The sequence below is a fragment of the Calothrix rhizosoleniae SC01 genome, from assembly GCF_900185595.1.
In the GTDB taxonomy this organism is placed as follows: domain Bacteria; phylum Cyanobacteriota; class Cyanobacteriia; order Cyanobacteriales; family Nostocaceae; genus Calothrix_A; species Calothrix_A rhizosoleniae.
On the sequence record NZ_FYBH01000071.1, the window covers coordinates 1 to 5,641 of the forward strand.

Annotated in this window: 1 pseudogene; it reads left to right on the forward strand. The window is 37.5% G+C overall.

Going from position 1 to position 5,641, the window contains the following annotated elements:
- A pseudogene (locus tag CALSC_RS27260) lies at positions 1-5,641 on the forward strand (amino acid adenylation domain-containing protein); the annotation flags it as partial.

Here is a 5,641-nt window from a genome sequence, read left to right on the forward strand (position 1 = left end):
ATGGTCCAGCAGAATGTTCCGATGACGTAACTCTTTATCCGATTCATGATGGTGAAAATCCACAACTATTAAATTGCAACACCATCCCCATCGGTAAACCAATCGCCAATACACAAATCTACATACTCGACACTCAGCTCAACCCAGTACCCATAGGAGTACCAGGAGAACTTTACATCGGAGGAACTGGAGTTGGAAGAGGATACCTCAACCGTCAGCAACTAACTTCTGAAAAATTTATCCCAAATCCTTTTAGCTCCAACCCAGAAGATAAACTTTACAAAACAGGAGACCTTGGTTGTTACTTAAGTGATGGAAATATCACCTTTATAGGTCGCATTGATAACCAAGTCAAAATCAGAGGATTCCGGATTGAATTAGGAGAAATTGAAGCAGCACTTCATAGTCATCCCCAAATCAATCAAGCTGTAGTAATTACCACATCAGAAACTTCTGGTAATAAACGGTTAGTAGCCTACGTAGTTACCGAAGAATCTTTAACTAACAAAGAACTACGTGAATATCTCAAAACACAGCTACCGGAGTACATGGTACCCAGCGCTTTCGTCATCTTAGATGCTCTACCATTAACACCCAACGGAAAAGTAGACCGTAAAGCACTACCAGCACCTAACTTTGAAGAACGAGAAAATGAGTACGTAGCACCACGTACAGAGAATGAATCAATAATAGCCAATATCTTCGCTTCGGTTCTAAGTATAGAAGTAGAAAATGTGGGAATAGAAGATAACTTCTTTAGTTTGGGTGGACATTCCCTCTTAGCAACACAAGTAATATCGAGAGTAAGACAAAGTTTTTCTATAGAAATACCCCTAAGAGAATTATTTTCCAACCCCACCGTTGGTCAGTTAAACCAAGTAATAAGCCAATTACGTAATAGCAATAATGGATTAACCCTTCCCTCGATTCAACCAAGAGTTGAAACCGAACAATTACCACTATCCTGGGCACAAGAACGACTATGGTTTCTCAACCAACTGGAAGGAGAAAGTGCCACTTACAATATGCCAGCAGCGATTCGGGTTAGTGGTAACTTAGATATTAATGGTTTACAAAAAGCTTTAGCGTCAATAGTACAGCGCCATGAAGTACTAAGAACAAGCTTCCAAACTGATGAGAATGGTAGACCAATACAAGTAATTGCTCCAGAAGCCACCATCAACATAAATCTAATCGATTTACAGCAATTAGAAACAACACAACGGGAAAATTCTGTTATTGAACAAGCACAGCTTGAAGCAACTACCCCCTTCTCACTGGAAAATGCACCATTAATCAGATGTAGTTTATTGCAAGTATCAACCTCATCATATGTGTTGTTATTAACAATGCATCATATTATCTCCGATGATTGGTCCATAGAGGTATTTACTCAAGAACTATCGAGTTTATATCAAGCTTTTATACAAGGGGAAGAGTCTCCTCTAGGACAATTACCAATTCAATATGGGGACTTTGCACTTTGGCAAAGAAAATACTTAACTGGTGAAGTAAGTAGGTTGGCGTAAAAAATTATCGTTTGGATAAGGCAGGGGGCAGGGAGCAGGGAGCAGGGGGAACAAGGGTTTTAGGCTTATTTACTATTCTTCACATAGTTTGGTTTTATTGTGCCGACTTACTTACTTTCTGCTCAACTTGATTACTGGAAGCAACAGTTGAGTGGTGCTCCTGATTTATTACAATTACCTACTGACTACCAACGTCCAACAGTACAAAGTTACCAAGGTAGTAGTATTAGTTTTAGTCTAAATGCTGATTTAACTACGAAGTTGCAAAAACTGTCTCGTGAGTCAGATACTACTTTATTTATGACTTTGTACGCAGCGTTTAGCACTTTACTACAGCGTTACAGTGGTCAGTTGGATATAGTCGTAGGAACTCCTATAGCCAATCGCAATCGCAGTGAAATTGAAGGGTTAATCGGCTTTTTTGTGAATACTTTGGTCTTAAGAACCAATTTTGAGGATAATCCCAGCTTCAAAGATTTGCTTGCACAAGTTCGAGAAACTACACTCACAGCTTATGACCATCAAGATGTACCTTTTGAACAAGTAGTAGAAGCATTACAACCACAACGTTCTTTAAGTCATTCTCCCCTATTCCAAGTAATGTTAGTGTTGGAAAATACATTATCTTCCGACATAGAATTACCAGGTGTAACTTTAAGTCCGATTCAACTTGAAAGTACAATTGCCAAGTTTGATTTAACCCTATCAATTACAGAAACTGACCAAGGAATTGTAGGTGAATGGGAGTACAATACTGACCTATTTAATCGTTCAACTATTGAGCGAATGGCTGCTCATTTGAAGAATCTATTAGAAGCAATTGTGGAAAATCCACTTACAAAGGTGGATAGTTTGAATTTACTCTGTGAATCGGAACGTCATCAGTTATTGGTTGGCTGGAATGATACTGTAACGGATTATCAATCACATAGGTGCATTCATCAGTTATTTGAAGAGCAAGTAGAAAAAACACCGGACGCTGTAGCGGTGGTGTTTGAGCAAGAACAATTAACTTACCAACAATTAAATCAACGAGCTAATCAACTAGGGAATCACTTGCAGACATTGGGAGTGGAACCGGAAGTTTTGGTGGGGATTTGTGTAGAGCGTTCTATTGAGATGGTGGTGGGATTATTGGGGATATTAAAAGCTGGTGGGGCTTATGTGCCTCTTGATCCCAATTATCCTCAAGAACGTTTGAGTTATATGTTGGCAGATTCTGGTGTTGGGGTATTAATTACTCACAGTTCATTGTTGGAATCTTTACCAGAGCATAAAGCGGAAGTGGTTTGTTTGGATACTGATTGGGGTGCGATTGACCACTATTCCCCAGAGAATTTAGAAACTGCGGTAACTTGGGATAATTTGGCTTATATAATCTATACTTCTGGTTCTACTGGCAAACCCAAGGGGGTTTTAGTTGAGCACACAAATGTGATTCGTTTATTTACAGCAACTGAATCTTGGTACAACTTTAATGCCAATGATGTTTGGACTAATTTCCACTCAATTGCTTTTGATTTTTCTGTGTGGGAAATCTGGGGAGCCTTGTTTTATGGTGGACGACTTGTAATTGTTCCCTATTGGATAAGTCGGGATACTCAAAGCTTCTACAACTTGTTATCTTCTGAAAATGTCACAATCGTCAACCAAACCCCATCTGCTTTTTACCAATTAATTAATCAAGAACTTTGCCGTGACAAACTACCACAACTGAATTTACGACTAGTTATTTTTGGTGGCGAAGCTATTGACTTACCTTTATTAAAACCATGGTTTGAGCGACATGGGGATTCTCATCCACAATTAGTAAATATGTACGGTATTACAGAAACAACTGTACATGTAACTTATCGACCTTTAACAATGGTTGATGCCAATAGAGCCAGTAGCGTTATTGGTCGTCCGATTCCGGATTTACAAATGTATATCCTTGATCACAACTTACAACCAGTTCCAGTGGGTGTACCAGGACAAATGTATGTTGGTGGAGCAGGTGTAACGCGAGGATATTTGAATCGTTCCTCTTTGAATAATGAACGATTTATTACTAACCCCTTTAATGGTCAACTAGAACAAAGGCTTTACAAAACAGGAGATTTAGCTCGTTATTTGCCCAATGGTGATATTGAATATCTTGGTCGCATCGATAACCAAGTGAAGATTCGTGGCTTCCGTATCGAATTGGGAGAAATAGAAGCAGTTCTAGCCAGCCATCCTCAAATTAATCAAGCTGTAGTCATCGCTCTTGAAGAAAATACCGGTAATAAACGTCTAGTAGCCTACTCCGTAGCAAACTCGGAAATTCCAACTAAAGAGCTACGTGAATATCTCAAGGGACAACTACCGGAGTATATGGTACCCAGTGCATTTGTGACCTTAGAGAGCTTGCCATTAACACCCAATGGTAAAATTGACCATAAAGCATTACCAGCACCGGGAAGTGAACGAGAGAATGAATATGTAGCAGCACGTACAGAAGTTGAACAAATCTTAACTCACATTTGGGAAGAACTCCTACCAGTAAATAAAATCAGCATTCACGATAACTTCTTTGAAATCGGTGGAGATTCTATCCTCAGCATTCAAGTAATTTCCCGTGCAAAAAATGCAGGAATACAAATCACAGCTAAACAAATATTTCAATATCAAACCATTGCAGAAGTGGCCACAGTTGCCAATACAATAGCTAGTTATAAATGTTTTCAAGGTATAGTAACTGGAGTTGCACCATTAACACCAATTCAACACTTTTTCTTTGAAGAACAGACAGAAGAATTACACCATTACAACCAATCAGTTTTATTACAAACTCCCAAAAATATAAAACCCTCTTTATTAGAAAAAGCTGTAGAAAAATTAATTGAGCGTCATGATGCTCTACGTTTACGGTTCACAGAAGTTGCATCTGAGTATCAACAAACCAACCAAGGACTTGAGAATAAAGTACCCTTAACCATCATTGATTTATCTGACTATCCGCCAGAAGAACAACCACAAGCAATAGAAAAAATAGCCACAGAATATCAAGCCAGTTTAAATATATCAAATGGGCCAATAATCCAAGTGGTAATGTTTAATTCTGGTGATACTTCTGAACGGTTATTAATAATTATTCATCACCTAGCGGTGGATGGTGTTTCTTGGAGAATTTTATTGACAGACTTAGAGTCAATTTATCAACAATTAATTAATGAACAGCCTCTGAAATTACCAGCAAAAACCACAGCATTTATTGATTGGGCAACAAAATTAAATAATTATGCACAATCAGATTTAATCAAACAAGAATTAGACTATTGGCTAAATCAATCTTGGTTACAGACGACATCATTACCATTAGATTATCGACTGAATAAGCAACAAAATACAGTTGGTAGTGCTGCTAATATTTCAGTAAAATTAAATTCTGAATTCACAAGTATTTTATTAGGATCAATCAACGAAAATTACAACACACAAATTAATGATATATTGCTGAGTGCATTGTCAATTGCATTAGTAGAGTGGACTCAGAACTCCAAGGTATTAATTGATTTAGAAGGACATGGTAGAGAAGAAATATTTGAAGATGTAGATTTATCTTCAACAGTAGGTTGGTTTACTACTTTATTCCCAGTATTATTACAAGTACCGGAGGATAACCATATAGCATCTGTAATTAAATCAATCAAAGAACAATTGCGATCTATTCCCAATCGTGGTATTGGTTTTGGAATATTACGTTATTTGTCAAATCCAGAAATTACTGAAAAAATAAAAGCAATTCCCACTCCAGAAATTAGTTTTAATTATCTAGGACAATTTGACCAAATAGAATCAGAAACTGCTTGGAAATTTGGGACAGAATCCATAGGAAATGAGCAGAGTTTAAAACAAAATCGCGAGCACCTCTTAGATGTTAATGCTCTGGTATTATCAGGGGAATTAGAAATAAATTGGACTTACAGTAGTTCTGTTCATAGCCATAATACTGTAGAAAAATTAGCAGAAAATTATTTGGAAGCTATTCGGTCAATTATAGAATATTGCCAGATAGAAGAAAATGGAGGATACACACCAAGTGATTTCCCTTCTGCACAGTTAAACCAATCAGAACTTGATGAACTAAG